Source organism: Streptococcus handemini (assembly GCF_040984445.1).
GTDB lineage: Bacteria > Bacillota > Bacilli > Lactobacillales > Streptococcaceae > Streptococcus > Streptococcus handemini.
On record NZ_JBFRYH010000027.1, the window covers coordinates 1 to 24369 of the forward strand.

Annotated in this window: 27 protein-coding genes; 24 read left to right on the plus strand and 3 right to left on the minus strand. The window is 41.7% G+C overall.

From position 1 onward, the window contains the following. A partial coding sequence (locus ABPH35_RS05590) for a transposase (protein WP_368849646.1) occupies nucleotides 1-179 on the plus strand: 179 nt, incomplete at its 5' end. A gap of 159 nt (nucleotides 180-338) precedes the next feature. Here ABPH35_RS05590 and ABPH35_RS05595 read toward each other — a convergent pair. Next, entirely contained in the window at nucleotides 339-1340 is a 1002-nt protein-coding gene (locus tag ABPH35_RS05595) for a LacI family DNA-binding transcriptional regulator (protein WP_349988766.1), read from the minus strand. Between the two features lie 155 nt (nucleotides 1341-1495). Between ABPH35_RS05595 and ABPH35_RS05600 the strand changes: the two genes are divergently transcribed. From ABPH35_RS05600 to ABPH35_RS05685, 18 genes are all read left to right on the plus strand, one after another. Beyond that, nucleotides 1496-2668 carry a galactokinase gene (locus ABPH35_RS05600; protein ID WP_349988765.1) on the plus strand — a complete coding sequence of 391 codons (1173 nt, stop codon included), beginning with the start codon at nucleotides 1496-1498 and terminating at the stop codon, nucleotides 2666-2668. Between the two features lie 12 nt (nucleotides 2669-2680). Then, complete coding sequence (gene galT, locus ABPH35_RS05605; protein ID WP_368849643.1) at nucleotides 2681-4171, plus strand: UDP-glucose--hexose-1-phosphate uridylyltransferase; 1491 nt, start codon at nucleotides 2681-2683, stop codon at nucleotides 4169-4171. A 125-nt stretch (nucleotides 4172-4296) separates the two neighbouring features. After that, a complete protein-coding gene (locus tag ABPH35_RS05610; protein WP_349988763.1) occupies nucleotides 4297-5220 on the plus strand; it encodes a DMT family transporter in 924 nt (307 codons plus the stop codon). A gap of 63 nt (nucleotides 5221-5283) precedes the next feature. Beyond that, nucleotides 5284-5910: a copper homeostasis protein CutC gene (locus ABPH35_RS05615; RefSeq protein WP_349988762.1), complete on the plus strand. Its 627-nt coding sequence runs from the start codon at nucleotides 5284-5286 to the stop codon at nucleotides 5908-5910. Between the two features lie 188 nt (nucleotides 5911-6098). Beyond that, nucleotides 6099-6638, plus strand: coding sequence for a YqeG family HAD IIIA-type phosphatase (locus ABPH35_RS05620; RefSeq protein ID WP_349988761.1), 540 nt, complete (start codon nucleotides 6099-6101; stop codon nucleotides 6636-6638). After that, complete coding sequence (yqeH, locus tag ABPH35_RS05625; protein ID WP_349988760.1) at nucleotides 6639-7745, plus strand: ribosome biogenesis GTPase YqeH; 1107 nt, start codon at nucleotides 6639-6641, stop codon at nucleotides 7743-7745. It abuts the gene before it with no gap. Nucleotides 7746-7759: 14 nt separating this feature from the next. Further along, nucleotides 7760-8071 (plus strand): ribosome assembly RNA-binding protein YhbY, encoded by a 312-nt coding sequence (gene yhbY / locus ABPH35_RS05630; RefSeq protein ID WP_349988759.1) that lies wholly within the window; start codon nucleotides 7760-7762, stop codon nucleotides 8069-8071. Between the two features lie 42 nt (nucleotides 8072-8113). After that, on the plus strand, nucleotides 8114-8746 hold the full coding sequence (locus ABPH35_RS05635; RefSeq protein ID WP_349988758.1) for a nicotinate-nucleotide adenylyltransferase: 633 nt from the start codon (nucleotides 8114-8116) through the stop codon (nucleotides 8744-8746). Next, nucleotides 8743-9330 (plus strand): bis(5'-nucleosyl)-tetraphosphatase (symmetrical) YqeK, encoded by a 588-nt coding sequence (gene yqeK, locus ABPH35_RS05640; RefSeq protein WP_349988757.1) that lies wholly within the window; start codon nucleotides 8743-8745, stop codon nucleotides 9328-9330. The genes ABPH35_RS05635 and yqeK overlap by 4 nt, the downstream gene beginning before the upstream one ends. A gap of 18 nt (nucleotides 9331-9348) precedes the next feature. Then, nucleotides 9349-9699 (plus strand): ribosome silencing factor, encoded by a 351-nt coding sequence (rsfS, locus tag ABPH35_RS05645; protein ID WP_349988756.1) that lies wholly within the window; start codon nucleotides 9349-9351, stop codon nucleotides 9697-9699. 132 nt (nucleotides 9700-9831) lie between these two features. Further along, complete coding sequence (locus tag ABPH35_RS05650; protein ID WP_349988755.1) at nucleotides 9832-10566, plus strand: class I SAM-dependent DNA methyltransferase; 735 nt, start codon at nucleotides 9832-9834, stop codon at nucleotides 10564-10566. Beyond that, nucleotides 10563-11666 (plus strand): nucleotidyltransferase, encoded by a 1104-nt coding sequence (locus ABPH35_RS05655; RefSeq protein WP_368849644.1) that lies wholly within the window; start codon nucleotides 10563-10565, stop codon nucleotides 11664-11666. Before ABPH35_RS05650 ends, ABPH35_RS05655 begins: the two co-directional genes overlap by 4 nt. Before the next feature lie 37 nt (nucleotides 11667-11703). Further along, on the plus strand, nucleotides 11704-12405 hold the full coding sequence (locus ABPH35_RS05660) for a DUF5694 domain-containing protein (protein ID WP_368849645.1): 702 nt from the start codon (nucleotides 11704-11706) through the stop codon (nucleotides 12403-12405). A gap of 16 nt (nucleotides 12406-12421) precedes the next feature. Beyond that, a complete protein-coding gene (locus ABPH35_RS05665) occupies nucleotides 12422-12832 on the plus strand; it encodes a peptide deformylase (RefSeq protein ID WP_349988769.1) in 411 nt (136 codons plus the stop codon). 108 nt (nucleotides 12833-12940) lie between these two features. Then, nucleotides 12941-13081, plus strand: a complete 141-nt coding sequence (locus ABPH35_RS05670) for a hypothetical protein (protein ID WP_349988752.1) — start codon at nucleotides 12941-12943, stop codon at nucleotides 13079-13081. Nucleotides 13082-13125: 44 nt separating this feature from the next. Continuing rightward, nucleotides 13126-13206 carry a hypothetical protein gene (locus tag ABPH35_RS05675; RefSeq protein WP_368849647.1) on the plus strand — a complete coding sequence of 27 codons (81 nt, stop codon included), beginning with the start codon at nucleotides 13126-13128 and terminating at the stop codon, nucleotides 13204-13206. Between the two features lie 96 nt (nucleotides 13207-13302). Then, nucleotides 13303-13515, plus strand: a complete 213-nt coding sequence (locus ABPH35_RS05680) for a hypothetical protein (RefSeq protein WP_349988751.1) — start codon at nucleotides 13303-13305, stop codon at nucleotides 13513-13515. After that, nucleotides 13505-14344, plus strand: a complete 840-nt coding sequence (locus tag ABPH35_RS05685) for an alpha/beta fold hydrolase (protein ID WP_349988750.1) — start codon at nucleotides 13505-13507, stop codon at nucleotides 14342-14344. The genes ABPH35_RS05680 and ABPH35_RS05685 overlap by 11 nt, the downstream gene beginning before the upstream one ends. A gap of 459 nt (nucleotides 14345-14803) precedes the next feature. Here ABPH35_RS05685 and ABPH35_RS05690 read toward each other — a convergent pair whose 3' ends face one another. Next, nucleotides 14804-15511 (minus strand): GntR family transcriptional regulator, encoded by a 708-nt coding sequence (locus ABPH35_RS05690; protein ID WP_349988749.1) that lies wholly within the window; start codon nucleotides 15509-15511, stop codon nucleotides 14804-14806. Between the two features lie 173 nt (nucleotides 15512-15684). On the opposite strand from ABPH35_RS05690, the gene malQ reads away from it, so the two are divergent. The 5 genes from malQ (at nucleotide 15685) to ABPH35_RS05715 (ending at nucleotide 23444) form a co-directional block, all read left to right on the plus strand. Then, nucleotides 15685-17193 (plus strand): 4-alpha-glucanotransferase, encoded by a 1509-nt coding sequence (malQ, locus tag ABPH35_RS05695; RefSeq protein WP_349988748.1) that lies wholly within the window; start codon nucleotides 15685-15687, stop codon nucleotides 17191-17193. Beyond that, entirely contained in the window at nucleotides 17186-19450 is a 2265-nt protein-coding gene (gene glgP / locus ABPH35_RS05700; protein ID WP_349988747.1) for a glycogen/starch/alpha-glucan family phosphorylase, read from the plus strand. Before malQ ends, glgP begins: the two co-directional genes overlap by 8 nt. Before the next feature lie 142 nt (nucleotides 19451-19592). Beyond that, a complete protein-coding gene (locus tag ABPH35_RS05705) occupies nucleotides 19593-20384 on the plus strand; it encodes an endonuclease/exonuclease/phosphatase family protein (protein WP_349988746.1) in 792 nt (263 codons plus the stop codon). Between the two features lie 11 nt (nucleotides 20385-20395). Then, nucleotides 20396-22567 carry a PTS transporter subunit IIBC gene (locus ABPH35_RS05710; RefSeq protein WP_349988745.1) on the plus strand — a complete coding sequence of 724 codons (2172 nt, stop codon included), beginning with the start codon at nucleotides 20396-20398 and terminating at the stop codon, nucleotides 22565-22567. A gap of 259 nt (nucleotides 22568-22826) precedes the next feature. Then, nucleotides 22827-23444 carry a hypothetical protein gene (locus tag ABPH35_RS05715; protein WP_349988744.1) on the plus strand — a complete coding sequence of 206 codons (618 nt, stop codon included), beginning with the start codon at nucleotides 22827-22829 and terminating at the stop codon, nucleotides 23442-23444. 132 nt (nucleotides 23445-23576) lie between these two features. Here the strand turns inward: ABPH35_RS05715 and ABPH35_RS05720 are convergent, their stop codons facing one another. Beyond that, the gene (locus tag ABPH35_RS05720) at nucleotides 23577-24206 is read right to left on the minus strand and encodes a DUF2812 domain-containing protein (protein WP_368849648.1); all 630 of its coding nucleotides are present in this window, start codon (nucleotides 24204-24206) and stop codon (nucleotides 23577-23579) included. Nucleotides 24207-24369: the final 163 nt, after the last annotated feature.

Genomic DNA, 24369 nt, shown 5'->3' on the forward strand with positions numbered 1-24369 from the left:
ACTTAAAATATAAATTTGGGAACCGCCATTTTTGGGCAGAGGGATATTACGTGAGTACGGTTGGTCTCAATGAAGCCACCATAAAGAAATATATCCAAGATCAGGAAAAACATGATATCGCACTAGACAAGCTGAGTGTGAAAGAGTATGAAGATCCCTTTAGGGATAATGGTAAGTAGTACAACTGCCTCTTTGAGAGGCTGGTGACGAGTCAAGAGCAGTGAGGCTTGAACAAAGTGAAAGCCAGCGTCTTTAGGCGCTGGCTGGAAATGTGGGCTTATAGCCCCGGTTCAAACCACCCGTTAGACGGGTGGTCATGATTGGCTTGTTTTTAAATATCACAAACTACTATCCCTCAAGGTTAATTGGGTTCCCAGTTTAACCATGCGGGGGTGGTAGTTATTTGGTTTTTTAAGCATAGCATCTACCAGCTCTACAGCTTGAATCCCCATTTCTTCAGTAAAGACGGTAATACTTGAGAGGGTGGGGTATACTTGTTTGGTAATTGGGGTGTCGTTAAAGGTGATGATTTGAACACGATTGGGAACGGCGATTTGAGCTTCTTGTAAGGCACGGAGGGCACCGACGGCGAGGTTATCATTTGCAATGAAAAAGGCTGTTGGCAATTCTTCTTTTAGGGTATCAATCGCTTCTTTCATGAGCTGGTAACCAGACTGACTAGTAAATAGACCTGTGAAAACAAATCGTTCGTGATAGAGGTCACGATCAGTTAGGTATTGTTTGAAGGTCCGTAATCGTGGGTCTGATAGGATCAATTCCTTATCATAGGTTTCTTCTTGGCCGGCAATCATCCCGATTTCTGTAATGCCCTGTTCAAGATAATGGTCAATGACCTGAATGACCGATCGGTTGAAATCAGTTGTCACGCAGGAAAATCCGTCTGCCAGAGTATCAAAATCCACAAAGACTAGCTGTTTATGAATCGCTGATAGCTCTGTCATTTGCTGTTGACTAAATTTTCCGATGGCAATCACGGCATCTACCTCTTTTAGAAGTGGTGAAGTAATATCGTGGAAACAGCGAACGATATCATAGCCTAGTGCAAAGGCACGCTGTTCTAAGCTAATCCGAATGGAGTAGTAGTAGAGATCATCCAATTCCCTGCTTTCAGTATACCATTGGAGGATACCGATTTTTCGTACACTGCTGTCAGGACGCTGTTTGCTCAGATGCTTGGTATAGCCTAATTCTTGGGCAATAGCAAAGACCTTTGCGCGCGTATCAGGACTGACAGACAAGCTCGCATCCTCTTTTAAGACACGAGAAATCGTCGCAGTGGACAACTGCGTTTTTTGTGCAATATCTTTTAAAGTAACCATAATCCTTCTCCTCAGTTCTCTTTTATTATACCATAGTTTAGTAAAAATAACAGAATAAAAAAGTAATCTATTTAGTAAAGTTTACTAAAAATATTGACAAAACAGACAAATCAGTTTACAATAAAATAAAAACGGTTACAAGGGGAGGACTGTATATGAACATTGTAGAGCTTCAAGAGGCGTTTGAAGGAATTTTTGGTAAGGAAGCAGATGCGACCTTCTTTTCTCCTGGTCGGATTAATTTGATTGGGGAACATACGGATTACAATGGCGGGCACGTCTTTCCAGCTGCGATTACCTTAGGGACTTACGGTGCAGCTCGTAAGCGTGAGGACCAAGTGTTGCGCTTTTATTCTGCCAACTTTGAGGAACTTGGGATTATCGAGGTTCCGTTACAGAATTTGGTTTATGATAAGGCTGACAATTGGACGAACTATGCCAAGGGGGTCTTGAAATATTTACAAGAAGCAGGACACATCATTGATTGCGGACTAGATATCTTTGTCTATGGCAATATTCCAAACGGATCTGGCTTATCATCATCAGCTTCCTTAGAATTATTGATTGGGATTATCGCAGAGGAATTGTTTGATTTAGATTTGTCTCGCCTTGATTTGGTCAAGATTGGTAAAAAGACTGAAAACGAATTTATCGGGGTTAATTCTGGTATCATGGACCAATTTGCTATTGGCATGGGAGCAGCTCAGCGGGCCATTTATCTAGATACTAATACACTTGAGTATGAACTAGTGCCACTTGATTTGGGTGACCATGTCATCGTCATCATGAATACCAATAAACGTCGTGAACTGGCAGATTCCAAATACAACGAACGCCGGGCAGAATGCGAAAAAGCAGTTGAAGAATTAAATGCGGTGCTCGCTATTCAAACCTTGGGTGAACTCGATGCGCAAACTTTTGATGAATACAGCTACTTGATTCAGGATGAAAACCGCCTCAAGCGGGCCCGCCATGCTGTCTGGGAAAATCAGCGAACCTTGCAGGCAAGACAGGCCTTGGAAGCAGGAGATTTAGCACAGTTTGGTCGCTTGGTCAATGCTTCTCATGTATCCTTGGAGCATGATTATGAAGTAACTGGCCTAGAATTAGATACCTTGGCGCATACTGCTTGGCAACAAGAGGGTGTGCTTGGTGCGCGGATGACAGGAGCTGGATTTGGCGGTTGTGGCATTGCCATTGTTGAAAAGGATAAGGTGGAGGCTTTCACGACAAATGTCGGCAAGACCTATACAGACATCGTAGGCTATGCACCGAGCTTTTATATCGCTGAAATTGCATCAGGTTCACGTGTTCTATCACGAAAATAATAGGAAATGAAAATGATGAGAAGTGTCGTAGACAGGTTTGTAGACGGTCTGATTGCAGAAGGCAACTTTGAAGAGTTAGACCGTATCTATCTGAAAAATCGTGTGATGGCTTTAGTGGGTGAGGCAGGTATAGAGCAAGATAGCCATGCGGCAACGCTTGTTGAATTAAAAGATGAATTGGTTGCTATAGCAGTAGAAAATGGCCACGTTGGGGACTTGTTAGAAGAGCAAGACATGCTGGGGGCGGAGTTGATGGACTTTGTAACACCGAGCCCTAGTCAAGTGAATCAGCAATTTTGGTCCTCTTACGAAACGAATCCTGATCAAGCTATCGCTGATTTTCATGACCTCAGTAAGCGCAATGACTACATCAAGGTGGGGGCGATTGCAAAGAATATCTATTATCAGGTACCCACAGAATATGGTGATTTGGAGATTACCATTAATTTGTCGAAGCCCGAGAAAGATCCTAAGGCGATTGCGGCAGCTAAATTGGTGGAATCTTCAAACTATCCCAAGTGTCTTCTTTGCATGGAAAATGAGGGCTATCAAGGGCGCATCAATCATCCTGCGCGTGCCAATCATAGGATTATCCGTCTTGATTTGGGAGAGGAAAAATGGGGCTTTCAATATTCACCTTATGCTTACTTCAATGAACATGCGATTTTTCTAAATACAGAACACGTACCCATGGCGATTACGCCAAAAACCTTTGAACAATTGCTTGATTTGGTGGAGTTATTGCCAGGGTATTTTGTGGGGTCAAATTCAGACTTACCGATAGCAGGTGGCTCCATTCTCACCCATAATCACTATCAGGGCGGGCGGCACACCTTTGCCATGGAAAAGGCAGAAATCGAGCATCCGCTGACCTTTGCAGGTTTTGAAGAGGTGAGTGCAGGTATCGTCAAATGGCCCATGTCGGTCATTCGTTTGGCTAGTGAGAACAAAGCGCGTTTGGTGGAGCTTGCGACCAAGATTTTGGAAAAATGGCGGAGCTACTCTGATGAAGCAGTACAGATTCTTGCACAGTCAAATGGTGAACTACATCATACCATTACCCCAATTGCACGGAAAAAAGACCAGCAATTTGAGCTAGACTTGGTCTTGCGGGATAATCAGACCTCTGCAGAATTTCCAGACGGACTGTATCATCCACACCCAGATGTGCAGCATATTAAAAAAGAAAATATCGGTCTGATTGAGGTTATGGGACTTGCAATTTTGCCACCTCGTTTGAAGGTAGAATTACAAGAAGTAGAGGCCTATCTACTAGGAGAGGTGGATCAGGTTACGGAATACCATCAAGATTGGGCGGATGCCTTGAAAGAGCAGTATTCTGAGATTTCTAAAGACCAGGTGACTCAGGTTGTACGTGAGGCGGTCGGACAAGTCTTTGGACGTGTCTTAGAAGATGCCGGTGTTTACAAACGCACGCCAGAAGGGCAAGCTGCTTTCCTACGCTTCGCAGATTACGTTGGTTTGGTAAAGCAGAATGTCTAGTACATTTTAAGTATAAGGCAGAAGACTGGAATGAAAAGTCCAGTCTCTTTTTGACAGCTTTGAATTCTTTCTCACACCCCTTTGTGTTACAATAGAGTGAAGTTGAAACAGAGGAGCGATAGGATATGAACGAGAAGATGAAAGGAACGCTGTTGACTTTGATAGCTGGGATTGCTTGGGGCTTGTCGGGAGTGAGTGGACAGTTTGTGATGGCAAGAGGAGTAACTGTAGAGGCCTTAACCGCTTTACGCTTAGTGATTTCTGGTGTGTTGTTACTTATCTTGGCTAGTTATAAAAATCCGCAGCAGTTAAAGGGCTTATTGACTGATCGAAAAGCCTTGATTCGGCTAGTTTTATTTTCTATTTTTGGTCTTCTGATGAACCAAATGGCCTACTTGACTGCGATTTACCATACGAATGCAGGGACGGCGACGGTGTTACAGTATCTCTGTCCTATTTTGGTTCTAGTGTATGTCTGCGTGAAGCAAGGTCAAAAGCCAACAATGATTGAAATCCTAGCGATTGTTTTAGCGATTGGTGGCACCTTTCTCATTGCAACGCATGGTCAAATCAATACTCTAGCCTTGACTCCGCAAGGTTTGTTTTGGGGCTTGTTTTCTGCAGTAACCTATGCGCTGTACATTATTTTACCGACGACCATTATCAAACAATATGGTAGTTTAGTCGTCATCGGTGTCTCCATGGTACTCGGTTCGCTTGAAATGGCAGTCTTATTTCAACCTTGGCAGCATAGTATGCCCTTTACAGGTGAGATTTTCTGGGGCTTGGTAGGTATTGTCGGCGTTGGAACTGTTTTTGCCTATACAGCCTTTTTAAAGGGCGTGAGTATGGTTGGCCAAGTAAATGGCAGTTTACTTGCCTCGATTGAACCACTTGCTTCTGTCTTCTTTGCAGTATGGTTACTAAATGAGACTTTTTATACCAGCGATATGATTGGGATGGTGCTCATTTTAGTAGCAGTATTGCTCATCTCTGTAAAAGATATGCTGTTAGCACGCAAAATAGGAATGGTACAAACAAAGGAGTAGGTGGGTCACTTGCTCTTTTTTATGGTATACTGAAAGAAAAGGCTTACATTACGGAGGGCTACGATGAAAGAATTTTGTGCAGAGAATCATGTGCAAGTTGCGCGTGCAATTGCCTTAGGAGCAGGACGGATTGAATTATGTGATAATTTGGCAGTAGGTGGCACAACCCCTAGCTATGGAGTGATAGAGAAGGTTTGTCAACTAGCACATGAACAAGGGGCAACCGTTATGACCATGATTCGTCCGCGTGGTGGTGATTTTTGTTATGATGCAGTAGAAAAAAACATCATGCTGAAAGATGCTAGAATTGCCAAGGATTTGGCTTCAGATGGTCTAGTTTTTGGTGCTCTGACAGAGGATAATTGGTTAGATGAAGACTTTTTACATCAGCTAATGAAAGAGGCGGGGAATCGAGAAACGGTCTTTCATATGGCTTTTGATTTGATTCCGCGCAAACGGCAGTTTGAAGCCCTGGATTGGTTGATAGAACAGGGTTATACCCGCATTTTAACGCGTGGTGGTATTCATGGATCAGCTGGAGATAATGCAGACTGGCTCAAGGAGTTGCTTGCGCATGCCGATAATCGAATTGAAATCTTAATCGGTGGCGGTGTTACACAGGACAATGCCGAGCTATTGATGAAAGAGCTTGGGGTTACACAAGTTCATGGAACTCGTTTATTTTGGTAAATGAGAATGGTGGAATGAGAAAGAAAACGATTGTGGTTGTCTTTTTCATTCCCTTTCTTTTCCATTCGCTATTTGCCCCAAATTATGGTAAAATAAACTGATTGAGTTCTTTTGTAAAAGGACAGAGAGAGTGCGACTGGCAAAATTGAAAGAAAGTCAGTCAGCCTTGTTAACCCGCTCTCAGAACGATGGAGAATAGTGTGACGATTGAGAATTATATGCCAGATTTTGTGCTTGAAAAAGCCTATGATGTGACAGTAGAGAGTTTGCAAAAATACCATATTCGGACGGTTTTTGTGGACTTGGATAATACCTTGATTGCCTGGAACAATCCAGATGGGACACCAGAGATGCACAAGTGGCTACATGATTTGCGGGATGCGGGAGTCCATGTGGTTGTTGTTTCAAACAATAAATATGAACGTGTGAAGCGAGCGGTTGAACGCTTTGATATTGACTTTGAAGCCTTTGCCTTAAAACCGTTCACATTTGGGATTGACCGAGCTATTAAGCGCTTTGGTATCAAGCGTGAAGAAGCGATTATGATTGGTGATCAGTTGATGACGGATATTCGAGCAGCTAAGCGAGCTGGGATTCGCTCTGTCTTGGTGCGACCACTCATTGAGACAGACTCGATTAATACCCAAATCAATCGTTGGCGTGAACGCCGTATGATGAAGAGAATTACTGCCAAATATGGCGCATTTGATTACAAGAGGGAAATGTAAGTGGAAGAATTATATTGTATTGGTTGCGGAGCCTTGATTCAGACCAAGGAAAAAGAAGGGGTAGGCTATACGCCCCAATCTGCCTTGGAAAAGGGATTAGAAACAGGTCAGGTTTACTGTCAGCGCTGTTTCCGTCTTCGTCACTACAATGAAATTTCGGATGTCAATATTTCAGATGATGAATTTCAAACCCTGCTCCATAGTGTGGGAGACAGTGATGCCTTGGTGGTCAATGTCATTGATATTTTTGATTTTAACGGCTCTGTCATTCCTGGGTTACCACGTTTTGTATCCGGAAATGATGTCCTTCTGGTCGGGAATAAAAAGGACATTTTGCCCAAGTCTGTCAAGGATGGAAAAGTGACCCAATGGCTGACTGAACGGGCTCACGAAGTGGGCTTGCGCCCTATCGATGTCATGCTGACATCTGCCCAAAACAAGTATGCCATTAAGGAATTGATGGATAAGATTGAACACTACCGTAAAGGGCGGGATGTCTATGTGGTTGGTGTAACCAATGTTGGAAAATCAACCCTCATCAACGCCATTATTCAGGAGATTACAGGAGACAAGGACGTGATTACCACCTCTCGTTTCCCCGGGACTACCCTTGATAAGATTGAAATTCCCCTCGATGACGGCTCCTATATCTATGACACACCAGGAATTATTCATCGTCATCAGATGGCCCATTATTTGTCTGCGAAAAATTTGAAATTTGCTAGTCCGCGCAAGGAAATCAAACCCAAAACCTATCAGTTAAATCCTGAACAAACCCTCTTTTTAGCTGGTTTGGGACGGTTTGACTTTATCGCAGGAGAAAAACAAGGTTTTACCGCATTTTTTGATAATGAATTAAAACTTCACCGCACGAAATTAGAAGGTGCGACAGCGTTTTACCAAAAACACGCAGGTAGTCTACTAGTGCCACCAACTAGTGCAGAATTGGAAAACTTCCCAGAATTGGTCCGGCATGAATTTACCATTACTGAAAAGACAGATGTAGTGTTTTCAGGTCTTGGATGGATTCGAGTCAATGGAGTAGCCAAAATAGCAGCTTGGGCACCAAAGGGTGTCAGTGTTGTGATTCGTAAAGCAATTATATAGAAAAAGGAAATACTATGACATTAACATCAAAACAACGGGCCTTTCTTAACAGTCAGGCACATAGTTTGAAGCCCATTATCCAAATCGGGAAATACGGTTTAAACGACCAAATTAAGACTAGCGTCCGTCAGGCCTTGGATAGACGTGAGCTGATTAAGGTGACGCTGCTTCAAAATACAGATGAAAACATTCATGATGTGGCGGAGATCTTGGAAGAAGAAATCGGAGTAGATACCGTACAGAAAATTGGTCGGACCTTGATTTTATTTAAACAGTCAAGCAAGAAAGAAAATCGAAAACTTTCTGTCAAAGTGAGGGAAATCTAGTGGGATTTTCCCAAGAATGGATGAGTTGGAGAAGGAGTACAGATGGCAATTGAGCTGTTAACCCCCTTTACTAAGGTTGAGTTAGAGGTTGAGAAAAAAGAAACAAATCGCAAACAAGTCGGTATTTTGGGAGGGAATTTCAATCCTGTTCACAATGCTCATTTAATTGTGGCTGACCAGGTACGGCAGCAGTTGAAATTAGATGAGGTCTTGCTGATGCCTGAGTTTCTACCACCTCATGTCGACAAAAAAGAAACGATTGATGAATTGCACCGCTACAATATGCTGAAAATGGCGATTGCAGGGATTGAAGGCTTAGGCATTGAAACGATTGAGCTAGAGCGCCGTGGCATCAGCTATACTTATGAAACGATGAAACTCTTGAAGGAAAAAAATCCTGATACGGATTACTATTTCATCATTGGCGCAGATATGGTGGATTATTTGCCTAAGTGGCATCGGATTGATGAGCTGATTCAGCTGGTGCAATTTGTCGGCGTTCAGCGCCCACGCTATAAGGCAGGGACCTCTTATCCGATTATCTGGGTAGACGTTCCCTTAATGGATATTTCTTCCAGTATGGTACGCCGATTTATCCAGCAAGGCCGTGTGCCAAACTTTATGCTACCGCATGAGGTTTTGGATTATATTGAAGAAAAAGGATTGTACAAATGATAGCAGCTGATTTATCCTTTGACCGTGAGAAGCTCCTAGAAAAAATTCGCTCTGCCATGTCTGAGAAACGATTTCGTCATGTTCTTGGTGTAGAAAAAGTAGCGCTTGAGTTGGCTCGTCAGTATGGTTGTGATGAACGAAAAGCCAGTCTTGCTGCTCTTCTCCATGATTATGCCAAAGAGGTTGATGATCAGGTATTCTTAGACCTGATTGATCAGTATCAGCTGAGTGAGGATTTGAAAGTCTGGGGCAATAATGTCTGGCATGGCATGGTTGGTTCCTACAAAATTCGTCAAGATTTTGGACTAGATGACCTAGAAATTTTACAAGCCATAGAGCGCCATACGGTGGGGGCGGCGGAGATGACCTTGCTTGATAAGGTTCTCTACGTGGCTGACTACATTGAGCCGAATCGTGATTTTCCCGGAGTGGATGAAGCAAGAAGATTAGCCAAACAATCTTTGGAGCAGGCTGTTGCCTATGAAACGGCGCAGACAGTTGCTCATTTGGCTAAAAAAGCTATTCCTATTTATCCCCAAACCATTGAAACCTATAATGCTTATGTGGGGTATTTGAATCAGTAACCAATAATGAGGTAAAATGTGAAAGAAAAGGAATTAGTAGAATTGGTCGTTAAAGCGGCCGATGAAAAACGTGCAGAAGAAATTGTAGCGTTAGATGTCACATCTTTAACCAGTGTAACAGACTATTTTGTGATTGCTAGCTCAATGAACAGCCGTCAGTTAGAGGCCATTGCTGAGAATATTCGTGAAAAGGTTAAAGAAGCAGGTTTTGCAGCAAGCCAATTAGAGGGTGATGCAGCAGGAGGCTGGGTCTTGCTTGATTTAGGTGGGGTTGTTGTTCATATCTTCTCAGAAGAAATGCGTGTTCATTACAATCTTGAAAAATTATGGCATGAAGCGGATAACCTTGCGATTGCCGAGTGGTTGTAAGACTTATCTGACGAGTGAGATGGGGCGGTAGATACTAGTCCGAAACACTTATGATTATGAACGATAAGATGATTGAAAATACTGCAAAACTCAGTTGGAAGCCGACTGAGTTTTTTAAAGAAAGGAAACAACATGGCGACTTATGAAACCTTTGCCTCAGTCTATGATGCCATTATGGATGATGGTTTGTATGACAAATGGACTGATTTTAGCTTGAGACATTTTCCGAAAGGCAAGACAAAACTCCTGGAATTGGCTTGTGGTACGGGCATTCAATCCATTCGTTTTAAAGAAGCCGGCTTTGATGTAACAGGTCTTGATTTGAGCCGAGAGATGCTTGAATTGGCCAAAAAACGTAGTCAGGAAGCTGGAGTGGAAATTCCCTTTTTAGAAGGCAATATGCTGGACTTGTCTGGTCTTGCTAGCTTTGATATGGTGACCTGCTATTCGGATTCGATTTGCTACATGGCTGATGAAGTCGAAGTTGGTCAGGTTTTTCAAGAGGTTTATAATCATCTCAATGAAGGGGGCCGTTTTCTCTTTGATGTCCATTCGACCTATCAAATGGATGAGGTTTTTCCAGGCTACAGCTACCATGAAAATGCGGAAGATTTTGCCTTTGTTTGGGATACTTATGCGGATGAGCCACCACACTCGATTGTGCATGAACTGACCTTCTTTGTTCAGGAAGCCGACGGTCGTTTCAGTCGGGTGGATGAGATTCACGAAGAGCGGACCTATGAGTTATTGACCTATGATGTCCTGCTGGAGCAGGCTGGTTTTCAAAATGTTAAGGTCTATGCGGATTTTGAGGACAAGGAGCCAATAGAGACGAGTGCTCGCTGGTTCTTTGTAGCAGAAAAATGACAGTGACAGGTATTATTGCAGAGTTCAATCCCTTTCATAATGGACATGCCTATCTGCTTTCGAAAGCTCAAGGTTTGAAGATTGTTGCCATGAGTGGGAATTTCACCCAGCGGGGCGAACCAGCTATTGTAGATAAGTGGACAAGAGCCCAGATGGCGCTGGAGAATGGTGCAGATTTGGTCGTTGAATTACCTTTTTTAGTCAGTGTGCAGGCGGCAGATTTTTTTTCCCAAGGAGCGGTGGATATCTTGGCTCGTTTAGGAGTGAATCAGCTTTCCTTTGGGACAGAAGAAGTGTTGGATTATGGGAAAATAGCAGAGCTCTACGAGTTAAAAAGTGATGAAATGGCTGATTTTCTAGCCAGTTTACCTGATAGACTCAGTTATCCTGAAAAAACACAAGCCATGTGGGAAAGGTTTGCAGATCTCAGTTTTTCAGGCAATACGCCAAATCACGTTCTCGCTCTTGCCTATGCGAAGGCAGTAGCAGGAAAAGGGATTGCATTGTGTCCGATTAAACGAGAGGGAGCTGGTTTTCATTCCTTGGACGGCCATTTGGGCTTTGCCTCAGCAACGGCTCTGAGAAGTCGGATTGACGATATAGACTTTGTTGCTACCTTCAGTCCGAGTGGAGAACTACTAAAGCACGCTCCCCATGTGTCATGGGAGGCTTATTTCCCCTATCTCCGCTATCAAATTCTCTCCAATCCTGACTTGACCGAGATTTACCAAGTTAACCAAGAAATGGCCAGTCGCATCAGCGAAGCGATAAAGTTAGCTACTTCAATGGAAGAATTAGTCGATCAGATTGCGACCAAGCGCTATACCAAGGCACGCGTTCGACGACTGTTGACCTACATCTTGGTACAGGCAAAGGAAAGTCCATTGCCGCAAGAAATCCACCTGCTAGGCTTTACTGAAAAGGGACGCAGGTATTTGGCTAGTATCAAGCAGGAAGTTACACTGATTAGCCGAATTGGAAAAGAGCCCTGGGATTCTCTTACCCAGCAGGCAGATGGCATTTACCAACTGGGCCATTCTCTGTTAGGAGAGCAAAATTTTGGCCGAGTACCGATACGGATTGACAATTCCTTGCAATAGTTTTATACTTTTTTAAAAAGGAAAAGGAGATAAGACAATGGTCAAAGTAATGATTGTAGGGACGTTTCATATGGAAAGCCAGGCAGATGTTCATCATTTGAAAGATACTGAGCGTATTTATGATTTTGGTGCAGAATTTGCAGAGCTTGTAGAAAAATTCAAGGCTTTTCAGCCAACGAAAATCTGTGTGGAATGGGAAAGCAAGCACCAAGACCAACTGTTGCAGTATTTTGCGAATTGGCAGTCAGGTCAGGTTACTTCCACGAATGAAATTATTCAGTTGGCCTTTCCCCTAGCTAAGGCCAGTCAAGCAGAGCTTGTTGCGATTGATTGGATGGAGGAGGGACAGGGCTTGTATGGTTTTGGCGATATTATGGATGAACTAGTCAATCAGCCAGCCTTGCAGGCAGAACTGGAGCGTTATCCCTTAGATCAGACAGATTTGGATAAAGGGATTACTGAAAATCTTCGCTTCTATAATTCACCGCAATTTGTAGCAGCTGCGCAGGCTTATTATACCAATGTAGCGCGAGTGGGAAGAACGGGACGAGAAGTTGGTATTGGTTGGCTGATCTGGTGGTATCAGCGGAATCTGATGATTTTTTACAATCTGTTTGAACAACAAGCAGTAGATGATCGGCTCTTGATTCTAATTGGAGCTTCTCATAAAGGGATATTGGAACAGATGTTAGCAGACAGCCAGCAAGTAGAGTTAGTCGATGTGAATAACTATCTATAAACCAAAGGAGTTCATGATGATTCGACCGATTATGAAAGACATCTTCTTTTTACAGGTTCCGTCAGAGCCAGCAACAAAAGCAGATTTGGCAATTGGACAGGATTTACAGGACACCTTGTTGGCACATCAAGATGTCTGTGTTGGCATGGCTGCCAATATGATTGGGATTAGGAAGCGAATCATCATTGTCAATATGGGATTTACTAATCTAGTCATGTATAATCCCGTTCTTCTAGCTGCTAGACAGCCTTATCAGACTGAAGAAAGTTGTCTCTCCCTAGACGGTGTACGCCCGACCAAGCGTTTTGAAGAAATCGATGTTTCCTTTTTTGACCAACATTGGCAGGCGAAACGACTGACCCTAACAGGTTTTACAGCTCAGATTGTTCAACATGAGCTGGATCATTTAGAGGGGATGATTATCTAATACTTGTTAAAAAGAAAGTGCTCAAGCTGATTATTTATTCTGTGGAACGGCTGAGTAGCTGTTGATTTTCGTTAAATATTAAAACGTATAGAAAAAGAGAGGTATCTTATGACAAATATTTTAGTTGTAACAGGACACACTTACCCAGAAATATCTATTGGAAATCAGCAGATCCTAAAAAAATTGCAACAACAATTTCCGAATAGTAAGGTCAGTGATTTGATGCTCTTTATGGAGATTATGCAATAGATATTGAGGTAGAAAAAGAAAAGTTACTTTGGGCGGACATTGTCATTCTTCAGTCTCCGATTTTTTGGTATTTCATGTCTTCTTTAATGATGCGTTGGGTGGAAGAAGTATTTTCTCATGGATGAGCTTACGGCAGCAAAGGATATGCACTGGATGGTAAAAAAATAATCAGTGGTCTAACAGCAGGATCAACCAATGAAGATTACAGTTCATCTGGAACGATGGAAGTAAAAAGCGATGAAATGATAAAATTGATTGAACAAATTTTCTTGTATTGTCGCATGAGTATTTTAGGAACTGTTTTTTCAGGAGAGGTGTTTAATACAGGTAATCTAAGTCAAAATCAAATAGATACCATTGATTTGATTACAGATAATCATGTCAAAAAAATAGAGAATCTGATAGCAGAAGAGGTAAGAAAATATGAAATATAATAAAATTATAGTAAATGATTTGGAAGTTTTTTATCGTGAAGCTGGGCAAGCGGATAAGCCAGTTTTCTTATTGTTGCATGGTTTTCCATCAGCTAGTCATCAATTTCGTGAATTGATGCCATTATTGGAAAAGGATTTTCATCTCATCGCTCCTGATTTAATAGGATTTGGTCAGTCAGCAGCACCAAAGCATACTGATTTTGAGTATACCTTTGATAATTTGACGGCTTATGTTGAAGATTTCCTATCTGCCTTATCTGTTGAGAGATTTTATCTTTATGTTTTTGATTACGGTGCACTCATTGGTTTTAGGATTGCAAGTAAATATCCCGAACGCATTCTAGGTATTGTTAGTCAAAATGGAAATGTGTATGAAGAGGGCTTGGGTAAAAAGTGGGAAGCTCGAGCAGAGTACTGGAAAAATCCAACACCTGAGCTGAGAAAAGAGTACCAAAGTGCATTCGCTCCACAAACCATTATTGGTCAATACTCTGGTGGTGAAGATATCAGCAAGTTATCTCCTGATGGGTATTTATTGGATATTTATTATTCACAATCTGAAGGTTATGCTGAAAGACAATCTGACTTGATTTTTGATTATCAATCAAATGTTGCACTCTATCCAAAATTTCAAGCTTATCTCAAAAAATACCAACCTAAGCTATTAGCAGCTTGGGGGAAAAATGACCCAAGTTTTGTTTATCAAGGAGCACTTGCCTTTGCAAAGGATAATCCCAATAGTCGAATTGAATTATTAGATGGTGGTCATTTTGTTCTTGAAACGCATGCTAAAGAAATTGCTAGCTTAATTATAGCTTATTTCAAATAGTCTTAATTTAGATATTTTACTATTTAAAGTCAATCAACCAAAATACTATTTTAGTCAAGCTAATAGCCTAGAAATATTGAATTCACAGGATTTTCTTATCTATATTATTTTATTTTTACAAAAACAGATCAAGGAAGTTGTGAAAAGCTGTAACTGTATAAAATTAAATCGATTGGATTAAAGACATCTACTAAAAAGTAGGTGTTTTTTGCATAGGTCGAATCGTAAAATAAAGTGCAATAAAAAGCTCCTAGAGCTTCTTTCGTGTAAATTGTAAGTAATAGAGTATGAAAATCAAGAGGTAACAATGAGAATACTCAGTGAGTTTTAAAGAAAAGAACTGGACGTTTGGGTCCAGTTCTTTTGTGTGTTTCAACATTTAAGTCCATGTTAGAAGCTGTACTCACAGCTTAGCAACTCTATTCAGGGCCTATGAATATATTTATAGAGTATGAGTTTTTACCGTTTAGCTGTTGAGGTAAAGACAATTTTGTCAGGGCGATAGCTGATACTGCCATACTGGAAGGCTTGTCCGTTTTCAAGATAGGTGATGCTGGTTACTACAACCACCATATCATACTCTCCCAAGTCAAGAGCTGTTTTTTCGTCATCATTGGCATAGCGGAAGGATATTTCACGTTCAGAATAGCTGATTGCAAGACCTAACTCTTGTTCCAAATAGTGGTAAATCGAAGATTCTGCAATCATGCGGTTTAAATACGGGACTATGCGGCGATTAAAATAGGAAATTTCATATTCCACACACTCGCCGTTGATGGTGCGAGTCCGTCCGACACGGTAAAAATCGACACTATCATCTACTTGAAAGGTTTCCATTAAAATCGGATCACCTTGTACAATATACAGGTCGGTCAGTTTAGTCTGGACATCGTGTGTCTGAGGATAATTGAGTTCCCCCATGGTTAAAAGCGTCGTAAGTGATTGAGGCTTATTTAAGGAAGGTTCAAGGACAATGGAATTCCGCCCTTGTTGCTTGAGAATATAGCCATCTCGTTCAAGAAGGGCCAATGCTTTGCGTATCGTATCTTTCGAGAAGCGATAGTGCTTCATCAGTTCATTTTCGCTCGGCAGTTCATGATTGACCAGCAATGAACCTGTGGTGATTTGTTTCTTAATGTCTTCATAGACCTGTTTGTATTTACTCATAGGCTCCCTCCTTCTTTCTATTAGTATATCACAAATTGTGTAAAAGTTATCCGTATAAGTTTTGCAAAAAGCAATATTTTCCGGACAACTTTTAACTGTTACGTAAAAGAGGTTGACAAACGCAAACGTTTGCGTTAGAATAAAACCATAAGGGAACAGAAAGGAATTTGAATATGACAAATCGTACAAGTGGTGTTTTAATGCACATTACATCCCTACCAGGAAAATTTGGGATCGGCACATTTGGAAAAGAAGCCTATGATTTTGTAGATTTCTTGGCAGAAACCAAGCAAACTTACTGGCAAATCCTCCCTTTGACAACGACTAGCTATGGGGATTCTCCCTACCAATCCTTTTCTGCTATTGCGGGAAATACCAATTTGATTGATTTTGACTTGTTGGTCGAAGCTGGTTGTTTGCAGGTAACAGATTATGAAAGAGTCCAGTTTGGAGATGATTCAGAAGTGATTGACTATGCTCAATTGTTTACCACACGCCGTCCTATTTTGGAAATGGCTGTCAAGGGTTTTCTAGCTCAAGACAAAAACAGTGCAATATTTAGAGAATTTGAAAAGGCGAATTCGTCATGGTTAAACGACTATGCAGAATTTATGGCCATTAAGGAACATTTTGGTAACAAGGCTCTTCAAGAGTGGGAGGATAAGAAAGTACTCGCTCGTAATGAAGAAACATTGGAATTCTACCGTCAGGAGCTGGCAGAGCAAATCACCTATTTTAAGGTGACGCAGTATTTCTTCTTTAGCCAATGGAAGGAATTAAAGGCCTATGCTAATCAAAAGCACATTAAAATTATTGGGGATATGCCGATTTATGTTTCAGCAGATAGTGTTGAAGTTTGGACCAAACCCCAGCTGTTCAAGTTAGACCAGGAGCGTAAGCCCCTTTATGTGGCGGGGGTTCCTGCGGATAACTTTAGCGCAGATGGTCAGTTGTGGGGCAATCCACTCTATGATTGGTCAGAGCATGAAAAGACAGGATTTAGTTGGTGGATTTACCGAATTCATGAGAGTTTCAAACTCTATGATGTCTTGCGGATTGACCATTTCAAAGGCTTCTCTGATTTTTGGCAGGTAGCAGGAGATGCGGAAGTTGCCAAAGTCGGTACATGGGAGCCAGGTCCAGGATATACCCTCTTTAAGTCGGTAAAAGAAGCCTTGGGGGACTTACCAATCATTGCAGAAGATTTGGGAAATATTGATGCGAAAGCAAGAAAACTCTTGAATGATTGCGGCTATCCTGGGATGAAAATCTTGCAATTTGGCATGGAGGATGTGGAAGGTAGGAGTATTGATAGTCCGCACTGCTGCATTCCAAACTCCGTGTCGTATACAGGTACGCATGACAATGAGGTCATCAACGGTTGGTACAATAACTTGACAGTGGAACAGCAAGAATATGTCGATGCTTACAGCAATCGGAAGCCGATTGAGCCAGTCACTCAAGCTATGCTGCGTGTTTTATTTGCAACAGTGAGTGATACAGTGATTGCTACTATGCAGGATATTTTAGATCTCCCAGCCTCATCGCGCATGAATAAACCATCGACAATTGGCGGGAACTGGCAATGGCGGATGAAAGCAGAAGATTTGACCCAAGCTAAAAAGGATTTTTTAGTGAAAATGACAACATTATATCAGCGAGGAAATGAACAAAATGACTAATTTTACAGCATTTGCAGAAGCAAATACAGCCAAAAAACTAGCCGAATTAACGAACGAAGAAATCTATTTTCAATTATTACACTACGTAAAAGAAGCTGCAGCAAGCAAACCGAAAAACACAGGGAAGCGTAAGGTTTACTATATCTCAGCTGAGTTTCTCATCGGAAAGCTCTTGTCTAACAACTTGATTAATTTAGGTGTGTATAAAGAGATTCAAGCAGAACTAGCAATGGCTGGGAAATCACTCAGCCAAGTAGAAGATGTAGAGCCAGAACCGTCACTTGGAAATGGAGGTCTTGGACGTTTGGCATCTTGTTTTGTCGACTCTATGTCAACGCTTGGGATCAATGGGGAAGGGGTTGGACTCAACTACCATTGCGGTCTTTTTAAGCAAGTATTTGATAAGAATGAGCAAGAAGCAGAGCCAAACTTCTGGATTGAAGAGCAATCTTGGTTGATTCCTACAAATATCAGCTATGAAGTGCCGTTCAGAGACTTTACCCTTACCTCTAAACTAGACCGTTTGGATATCTTGGGTTACAAAAAAGACACGAAAAACTACCTCAACTTGTTTGATATTGAGCGTGTCAACTATGACTTGATTCAAGACGGTATCGCCTTTGACAAGACAGATATTAAGGAAAACCTGACCCTCTTCCTTTACCCAGATGATTCAGATAAAAACGGGGAATTGCTCCGTATTTACCAACAGTATTTCATGGTGTCAAATGCTGCGCAACTCTTGATTGATGAAGCCTTGGAGCGTGGCAGCAATCTCCATGATTTGGCGGAATACGCCTATGTCCAAATTAACGATACCCACCCATCGATGGTGATTCCAGAGTTGATTCGTCTCTTGACGGAAAAACATGGCTTGGACTTTGCAGAAGCGGTTGAGATTGTCCGCAATATGACTGGTTACACCAACCACACCATTTTGGCAGAAGCCTTGGAAAAATGGCCACTTGATTTCCTAGAAGAAGTGGTGCCACACTTGGTTGTGATTATCAAGGAACTGGATGCTCTGGTGCGGGCTAGCTATCAAGACCCTGCGGTGCAAATCATTGACGAAACGGGTCGTGTACACATGGCTCACATGGATATCCACTTCTCAAACTCTGTCAATGGGGTGGCAGCACTCCATACCGAAATCTTGAAAAATTCTGAGTTGAAGGTCTTTTACGACCTCTATCCAGAGAAATTCAACAACAAGACCAATGGAATTACCTTCCGTCGTTGGTTAGAATTTGCCAACCAAGACTTGGCAGACTATATCAAGGACTTGATTGGTGATGGTTATCTTGAAAATGCGACAGAGCTTGAAAAATTATTGGCCTATGCAGATGATATGGCCGTACATGCTAAATTGGCTGATATCAAATTCCAGAATAAATTAGCTCTCAAACGTTATCTAAAAGAGAATAAGGGAATTGACCTGGATGAACATTCGATTATCGATACCCAAATCAAGCGATTCCATGAGTACAAACGCCAGCAGATGAATGCCCTTTACGTGATCCATAAATATTTGGAAATCAAAAATGGCAACCTGCCAAAACGCAAGATTACTGTTATCTTTGGTGGTAAAGCAGCCCCTGCTTACATCATCGCTCAAGATATTATCCACCTCATTCTCTGCCTGTCAGAATTGATCAACAACGATCCTGAGGTTAGCCCATATCTCAATGTACATTTGGTAGAAAACTACAATGTCACCGTAGCTGAAAAATTGATTCCTGCAACGGATATTTCAGAGCAGATTTCTCTTGCTTCAAAAGAAGCATCTGGTACAGGAAATATGAAATTCATGTTGAACGGTGCGTTGACATTAGGAACGATGGACGGGGCTAATGTCGAGATTGCAGAGCTTGCAGGTAGCGAAAATATCTATACTTTTGGTAAGGATTCAGATACGATTATTGACCTGTATGCGACTGCTGGCTACGTGTCACGTGACTACTATGTAAATGATGAGGCCATCAAGCGTGCGGTTGATTTTATTGTGAGTGAGGACTTGGTGCGTCTAGGAAATAGCGAACGCTTGGAGCGCTTGTATCAAGAACTGTTAAATAAAGACTGGTTTATGACCTTGATTGACTTGAAAGAATACATCACAGTTAAAGAACAGGTTTTGGCAGACTACGAAAACCAGGATGCTTGGAACAAGAAAGTCATCCACAATATCGCAAAAGCTGGCTTCTTCTCATCAGATCGCACCATCGAGCAGTACAATGAAGAAATCTGGCACAGCCACTAATCCTCTTTCGCTGCTGTAGCATTCTTTCGTTTTGTAGTGAAGTTGTTCCTCTCTACTTGCTAGTCGTTTCTTCAAAGTAAGACGAAAAAGCAATTCAGATTGGGATGGTAAATACAGAAGAGGAGGTATAAAAGAAATTGAAATGAAGTTACTAACGCTGAATGTTCACGCTTGGTTGGAGGACAATCAAGCAGAGAAAATAGCTATCTTGGCACGGACGATTGCTGAAAAACAGTATGATGTGGTGGCCCTTCAAGAGGTCAACCAATTGATGTCGGCAAGTCCAGTGACCAAAGACTTAAAAGATGATAATTATGGCTTGCTCTTGGTTGAAAAAATCAATCAGTTGAGCAAGGAGAAGTACTCCTTGTTTTGGAGTAATTCGCATATTGGCTATGACAAGTACGATGAGGGAATTGCCTTCCTCACCAAGTTACCTGTCTATGATGTAGATCCTTTCTATTGTACCCATCATCAGACGGTGCAATCGATTTTCTCACGAAAAATTATCGGTTTAACCGTCTCCTATCAAGGACAATTGATTGACTGCTATTCTTGTCACATGAACCTTCCAGATTGTCAGGAAGAAGATCTTATTGATAATCTTCGGACGATTATGGAGCGTTCCAGTCATTCACGTTTGAAGATTCTGATGGGGGACTTTAACACGGATGCTCTTTCTGCCCAGGCAGATTACGCAGCGATAAAAGCAACTGGATTGCTGGATACCTACGAATTGGCCACAGAAAAAGACGCGGGAATTACCGTATCAAAAGCTATTGACGGCTGGAGTGGTCACGGTGCAGAAAAGAGAATCGACTATATCTTTTTGAACCAAGAACGCGAAGTTCTATCAAGCCAAATTATTTTTAATGGAGAAAATGAAGCTGTCGTTTCTGACCATTTTGGTCTAGAAGTGCATGTAAAATGTTAGGAGAATCAGAAATGAAAAAATTTCTCAGTTTTGAATTTTGGCAAAAATTCGGAAAATGTTTAATGGTCGTGATTGCCGTTATGCCTGCTGCAGGTTTGATGGTGAGTATCGGCAATTCCTTGCCTTTGTTGAGTGCAGACTCTGAACTTTTGGCGCGTATTGGCAATATCATTGCCCAAATCGGTTGGGGGATCATCGGCAACCTTCACCTCTTGTTTGCCCTTGCTATCGGTGGCAGCTGGGCGAAAGAACGAGCGGGAGGAGCTTTCTCAGCAGGACTTGCTTTTATTTTAATTAACTTGATTACCGGGAACTTCTTTGGAGTCAATGTTGGGATGCTATCCGACCCAGAAGCGCATGTTAGCACGGTCTTTGGAGCACAGATTCCCGTAGCCAACTATTTTGTCAACGTCCTTGGGCAACCAGCCTTGAATATGGGAGTCTTTGTCGGTATTATTGCTGGTTTTGTTGGAGCGACAGCCTTTAACAAATACTACAACTATCGAAAATTACCAGATGCTCTGACCTTCTTTAACGGGAAGCGGTTTGTACCATTTGTCGTGATTTATCGCTCAATTTTGGTAGCTCTTGTTTTAGCAGTCTTTTGGCCTCTGGTTCAAACAGGGATCAACAGTTTTGGAAAATGGATTGCCAATTCACAAGCTACAGCGCCAGTCCTAGCACCATTTATCTATGGAACTTTGGAACGTCTATTGTTGCCATTTGGTTTACATCATATGTTGACCATTCCGATGAACTACACGTCACTTGGTGGAACGTATGAAATCATGACAGGTGCTCAAGCTGGTCAACAAGTATTTGGACAAGATCCGCTTTGGTTAGCTTGGATTACTGACTTGATTAACCTCAAAGGTGCAGGAGACACTAGTCAGTACAATGATTTGCTTGCAACTGTGACACCAGCACGTTTTAAGGTTGGTCAAATGATTGGATCAACCGGTATACTCATGGGCTTGACCCTTGCTATGTACCGCAATGTCGATCCAGATAAAAAATCTAAATACAAGGGAATGTTCGTTTCGTCTGCTCTTGCTGTCTTCTTGACAGGGGTAACAGAGCCGATTGAGTATATGTTTATGTTTGCTGCAATGCCACTTTATGCAATCTATGCAGTCATCCAAGGGGCAGCCTTTGCCATGGCTGACATTGTGCATTTACGTATGCATTCTTTCGGAAATATCGAGTTCTTGACACGGACTCCAATGGCCTTAAAAGCTGGTATCGGACTTGATGTTGTGAACTTTATCTGGGTATCTGCTCTCTTTGCAGTATTGATGTACTTTATTGCAGATTTCATGATTAAAAAAATGAACCTTGCTACTGCAGGGCGTAATGGAAACTATGATACAGAAACAGTAGAAGATACACCTGTTTCTGGCAATGCAGGCGTCGCAGATGGAAATTCACAGGTTGTGCAGATTATCAATCTTTTAGGTGGTCGAGAAAATATCGCTGATGTAGATGCTTGTATGACTCGCTTACGTGTGACTGTTAATAATGTTGAAAAAGTTGGCGAAGAAGCCGCTTGGAAACAGGCAGGGGCAATGGGCTTGATTATCAAAGGCTCAGGTGTGCAGGCAGTCTACGGACCAAAAGCCGATGTTTTGAAGTCTGACATTCAAGACCTACTTGATTCTGGACTTGAAATTCCGAAAACAACTGTCACAATGGCAGAAGAAACAGTTGTTGCAGATTGTTTCAAAGGTATAACTGCTGAAGTCCATGCGGTGGCAGATGGTCAAGCAATGGCCATTACCGAGGTGCATGACCCAGTATTTGCGCAAAAAATGATGGGAGATGGTTATGCAGTTGAGCCTGCAAATGGAAATGTCTATGCTCCTGTTTCTGGTCTTGTCACAAGTGTCTTTCCAACCAAGCATGCTGTAGGTCTCTTAACGGACAGTGGTTTGGAGGTATTAGTCCATGTTGGTTTAGATACAGTTGCCTTAAACGGTGCCCCATTCTCCATTAAGGTATCAGACGGCCAACGCGTCGAAGCAGGGGACTTGCTCCTTGTTGCAGACCTTGAGGCAATAAAATCAGCAGAACGTGAGACAACGATTGTTGTTGCCTTCACTAATACAGCTGAAATCAAAGCGGTCCACTTGCAAAACCTTGGAACGGTAAGTAAAGATACGGTTCTTGCGCAGGTAGAATTATAAAAACAGTCTGTTTTCTCCATTATTGATATACTTCGCCGGGCAATAGGTGATGTGTATTGCGAACACAAAATGAAGCTGAGAACTTTTGTTCCAGCTTTGTTTTATTTCACAAACTTTCAGCTTAATTGATTGTATTTTTTTACAAATCATGATAGGATAAAATAAATGCAGAGAAACAACTAAATCCCTTTATTACCAAAGAGATACGTTGTTAAAACAGCTACGAGATATAGATATGCTTGCATAAGGGTGAGGGTTTATGAGAAAATTTCTACAAAACGTTGTGATAGAAGTTGTTTACTATTTGGAGTTAATCTTATCTGCTATTTTAGCTGTAGCACTCTTGATCTTGTCTTTGTTACTCATAGGAGATTTAGTATCTGCCATTCCAAATGGCATACAAGGCGAGAATTTTCTGCAAGAGTTTTTGAATCGAACCATTACCCTAGCGGTCGGAGTCGAATTTATCAAGATGTTGTGTAAGCAGTCGCCTCGTACGGTGATTGAGGTGTTGTTAGTTGCCGTTGCTCGTCAGCTAATTGTCGAGCATGCTTCAAGTACAGACTATTTAATTGGGATGGTTTCTGTAGCGATTCTTTTTGCCGTACGGAAGTATCTCTTTATTCAATTTGATGATTCGAATAATATTGTGATGCGGGCTAGTCAGAAAGTACAAGTGGCTAATATCCTTGCGCGTGTGAAGATTCCTGGTGAAAAGGGAGAGACCCTCCGCGATTTTGTCGTTCGAAAATTAAACGAGGAAGAAAAAACCATTTCTATCGGTGCCTGTGTCTATCTGAAAAATGTGGCACTTCGTGTGGATAATATGCATGGTGACTTGGTCACTCGGGTTGAAATCATTAAGAGTATGTATTAAAACAGAGACAGGGGCAAAAGTCCAACCCTAAATATAAAAAGCGAGCAAAACTAGTTTTCTGACACTCAGCATTCTATTTTGTTCGCTTTTTATGTTTAATTTATCAATTTTAAGAATGGATGATAAAGAATTTTAAAAATCAAAATCTTTTTGTCCTAAACTCTGTTTTTTGGGTTTATTTTTATAGGCCGCGTAGAGATAAAAGAGGGCGCCTCCTAAGATAATGAGGGCAGGAAATATACTCCGTAAAAGGGCAAAGGGTGTTTCAAAGAGGAAGGCGAACCAGAAGTGACTACCTGATTTATCCCACAGGTCAGGAGTCAGATAGAGTTCTTTGAGGTTCCAGATGCTTTGTTGGCGATGGGAGTTGAGTTGGAAGAGAATGGTGAAGTTTGCTATAAAGATAGTAAAAAAAGTTAGGGCCTGCTGTCTCACACGCTGATAGAGAGCATTGCGGGATTCATCATCTGAAAAAATATCTGGATCACCGTCATTGTCAGCATGCGTAAAATACTGACAGCTCTCGTGGTGACTACCAGGAATCAGAGTCCAGCCACATTCTGCAAAGAGAGACAGATAATCAAAATAATCTTGTTTGGAAGGAAATTTTCGGTAGTCAATCCGAACAATAGGAATATCTGCTGGTTGTTCGACTTTTTCAAAGGTATAAGCTGCTGTGTAAGGATTGACCTTTATAAATCGATAACCCTGGGATTGAATTTGGTTAATCCATTTTTCTTCATCTGGGATTGTTACAAAGATTTTATACTCGTGGTGCTAGTTACTCTCAGAATACACTAAAAAGCCCAAAAGGACTATACTGTAAGTGACCAAACAAACAGGAGGTTAGTCCAAATGAGCCACTTACAGTATATCGCTAAATCCCATCACTTACAATGGAATATCAAACAATTATCAAAGATTT

Excerpts from the sequence above, each read along its gene's own strand:
- ABPH35_RS05665 (WP_349988769.1), top strand. The coding sequence starts at position 12,422 with ATGATTCGACCGATTATGAAAGACATCTTCTTTTTACAGGTTCCGTCA.
- ABPH35_RS05710 (WP_349988745.1), top strand. The coding sequence starts at position 20,396 with ATGAAAAAATTTCTCAGTTTTGAATTTTGGCAAAAATTCGGAAAATGT.
- ABPH35_RS05670 (WP_349988752.1), top strand. The coding sequence starts at position 12,941 with ATGACAAATATTTTAGTTGTAACAGGACACACTTACCCAGAAATATCT.
- glgP (WP_349988747.1), top strand. The coding sequence starts at position 17,186 with ATGACTAATTTTACAGCATTTGCAGAAGCAAATACAGCCAAAAAACTA.
- ABPH35_RS05715 (WP_349988744.1), top strand. The coding sequence starts at position 22,827 with ATGAGAAAATTTCTACAAAACGTTGTGATAGAAGTTGTTTACTATTTG.
- ABPH35_RS05660 (WP_368849645.1), top strand. The coding sequence starts at position 11,704 with ATGGTCAAAGTAATGATTGTAGGGACGTTTCATATGGAAAGCCAGGCA.
- ABPH35_RS05600 (WP_349988765.1), top strand. The coding sequence starts at position 1,496 with ATGAACATTGTAGAGCTTCAAGAGGCGTTTGAAGGAATTTTTGGTAAG.
- ABPH35_RS05650 (WP_349988755.1), top strand. The coding sequence starts at position 9,832 with ATGGCGACTTATGAAACCTTTGCCTCAGTCTATGATGCCATTATGGAT.
- ABPH35_RS05620 (WP_349988761.1), top strand. The coding sequence starts at position 6,099 with ATGGAGAATAGTGTGACGATTGAGAATTATATGCCAGATTTTGTGCTT.
- ABPH35_RS05690 (WP_349988749.1), bottom strand. The coding sequence starts at position 15,511 with ATGAGTAAATACAAACAGGTCTATGAAGACATTAAGAAACAAATCACC.
- ABPH35_RS05680 (WP_349988751.1), top strand. The coding sequence starts at position 13,303 with ATGGAAGTAAAAAGCGATGAAATGATAAAATTGATTGAACAAATTTTC.
- yhbY (WP_349988759.1), top strand. The coding sequence starts at position 7,760 with ATGACATTAACATCAAAACAACGGGCCTTTCTTAACAGTCAGGCACAT.
- ABPH35_RS05635 (WP_349988758.1), top strand. The coding sequence starts at position 8,114 with ATGGCAATTGAGCTGTTAACCCCCTTTACTAAGGTTGAGTTAGAGGTT.
- ABPH35_RS05615 (WP_349988762.1), top strand. The coding sequence starts at position 5,284 with ATGAAAGAATTTTGTGCAGAGAATCATGTGCAAGTTGCGCGTGCAATT.
- ABPH35_RS05655 (WP_368849644.1), top strand. The coding sequence starts at position 10,563 with ATGACAGTGACAGGTATTATTGCAGAGTTCAATCCCTTTCATAATGGA.
- ABPH35_RS05685 (WP_349988750.1), top strand. The coding sequence starts at position 13,505 with ATGAAATATAATAAAATTATAGTAAATGATTTGGAAGTTTTTTATCGT.
- yqeK (WP_349988757.1), top strand. The coding sequence starts at position 8,743 with ATGATAGCAGCTGATTTATCCTTTGACCGTGAGAAGCTCCTAGAAAAA.
- ABPH35_RS05610 (WP_349988763.1), top strand. The coding sequence starts at position 4,297 with ATGAACGAGAAGATGAAAGGAACGCTGTTGACTTTGATAGCTGGGATT.
- malQ (WP_349988748.1), top strand. The coding sequence starts at position 15,685 with ATGACAAATCGTACAAGTGGTGTTTTAATGCACATTACATCCCTACCA.
- ABPH35_RS05705 (WP_349988746.1), top strand. The coding sequence starts at position 19,593 with ATGAAGTTACTAACGCTGAATGTTCACGCTTGGTTGGAGGACAATCAA.
- galT (WP_368849643.1), top strand. The coding sequence starts at position 2,681 with ATGATGAGAAGTGTCGTAGACAGGTTTGTAGACGGTCTGATTGCAGAA.
- ABPH35_RS05595 (WP_349988766.1), bottom strand. The coding sequence starts at position 1,340 with ATGGTTACTTTAAAAGATATTGCACAAAAAACGCAGTTGTCCACTGCG.